Origin of the sequence: Streptomyces aurantiacus JA 4570 (assembly GCF_000414115.1) — a bacterium.
Classification (GTDB): Bacteria; Actinomycetota; Actinomycetes; order Streptomycetales; family Streptomycetaceae; genus Streptomyces; species Streptomyces aurantiacus_A.
In genome coordinates, this window is record NZ_AOPZ01000517.1 from 1 (window position 1) to 1723 (window position 1723).

Annotated in this window: 2 protein-coding genes; both read right to left on the reverse strand. The window is 75.2% G+C overall.

The annotated features are described in order from the left end of the window. Window positions 1-47 precede the first annotated feature (47 nt). Complete coding sequence (locus STRAU_RS36655) at window positions 48-518, reverse strand: hypothetical protein (RefSeq protein WP_016645444.1); 471 nt, start codon at window positions 516-518, stop codon at window positions 48-50. A 375-nt stretch (window positions 519-893) separates the two neighbouring features. Beyond that, complete coding sequence (locus STRAU_RS36660) at window positions 894-1613, reverse strand: DUF4232 domain-containing protein (RefSeq protein WP_078621735.1); 720 nt, start codon at window positions 1611-1613, stop codon at window positions 894-896. Window positions 1614-1723 lie beyond the last annotated feature (110 nt).

The window sequence follows — 1723 nt, forward strand, 5'->3', positions numbered from 1 at the left end:
GGCGGCGGTGGCGGTGGCGGCGCGCTGCTCCGCGTCGGCCAGCGCGGTCACGCACACGCGCAGCAGTTCGCGCTGCGAGGGCAGGGCGGGCGGCCGGGTCTGCCGCAGCACCTCGTCGGGGGCGGGGCCCTGGTGGACCAGGCGCGCAGCACCTCGTCGGGGGCGGTGCCCTGGTGGACCAGGCGCGCCACCGCGGGCAGGGTCACCTGGGCCAGGCCCATGTCCTCCGCCGTGCGGTGGTCCAACTGGCCGCGCACACCGTGCAGTTCGTCCTCGGCCTCGGCGACCCGCGCCCGCAGCCTGCCCGCCGTCGTGAGTCCGACGCAGACCGCGACCGTCAGCAGCACCCAGCCCCCGGCCGCGGCAGCGCCCACCCAGCCACGTGCGCCGGCCGGCGCGAGCGCGGCGACGGCGGCGCCCGCTACGGCCGCGGCGGCGAGGAGGCACACGGGCAGCGTGTACGCCGTTCGCCGGGTGCTCGGGGTGCGGTCCGGACGGCGATCGGCGGGCTGTGTCATTCCGGTCCCTCGGGGTCGGCACGGTGCGCGGGCCGAAAAGGGGAGACGGCCCGCCCTCAACTGGGTGCCGTCGCGAGGGAAGTCCGCCCTGTGGCGCTGTCTTCCGACGGCACTTGTGATGGTCATGCTAGTCACAAGATCGCACAGTGGAGGCGGGCATTCAGCGACGGGGGTCACTGTCCGGAAGGTTCGTCGCGAAAGGACTCATGTGCGGCGCGCGCGTGTTACCGAGGGGTAGGCCCTCGATGATCCAGGCAGCGGGGGCGGCGGCCGGACCGCGGCGACCAGCCGGACCCTTCACCGCGAAGCCGTCTCCCGTCGGCAGAAACCTTCCTGCGTCCGAAAGCCTGTTCCCGGTGCGGCGATTTTCGGCCATCACGCGGGCGTGAACTTCGTCCAGGCCGTCGTCGCGATCCGCCCCGTGCTGCCGAGGTCGATGCCGCCGTGCGGCGTGACGGTCCGGGCCGGGGCGCCCGGGCCCGCGACGACCCGCAGGTGCGGGGCGTGCACGGCGGGATTGGTCGTGTCGGTGTAGGTGTTGCGCCACACCACGGCCACCGTCGCGGACTGGCGGGGCGCGAGCGCCACGGGGTGCGGCCCGGGGTCGCGCATGCCGGTGGTGATCTCGTCCGTGCCCTTGAGGCCGCGTACGTCGAGGGGTTCGCGGTCCGCGTCGAGCACCCGCAGGTCCGGGTAGCCGTTGAGCCGGTAGGTGCCGGTGCCGCAGTGCGTCAGCGTCACCGTCATCGCCCGCAGCCCCATCGCCGCGTCGACGGGCCCGGGTTCGACCAGAACCCCCTTCTTGCCCCGGCAGTCGCGGCTCGCCTCGGCAGGCCGCTCCGGCACCTCGGGTCCGGTCAGATCGCCGTAGCGCGGCCCGTCCGAGGCGTCGGGCGGCAAGGTGTCCGGGGTGACGCCGTACGAGGGGGCCGGGCCGGGGCCGGACGGCGTCGGGGGCGCCCCGCCCTGGCCCGCCACACGGGTGGCGGGGCCGCCCGCGCCGTCCCGCCCGGATCCCGCCGACTGCCCACAGCCGGCGGCAAGTATCGCGAGAGCACAGAGGACCGCGGCGCGGCGGTACGGGAGGTGAGTCACGCGCGAATCATGCCACGCGGTATCCCTCAAGCGGCCGGTGGACAATAAGCCCGTCCGGCGCTTGAGGACGAGCCGCGAAGCGGCGATCAACGCCCACCCCGCCCGGAGTC

Excerpts from the sequence above, each read along its gene's own strand:
- STRAU_RS36655 (WP_016645444.1), bottom strand. The coding sequence starts at position 518 with ATGACACAGCCCGCCGATCGCCGTCCGGACCGCACCCCGAGCACCCGG.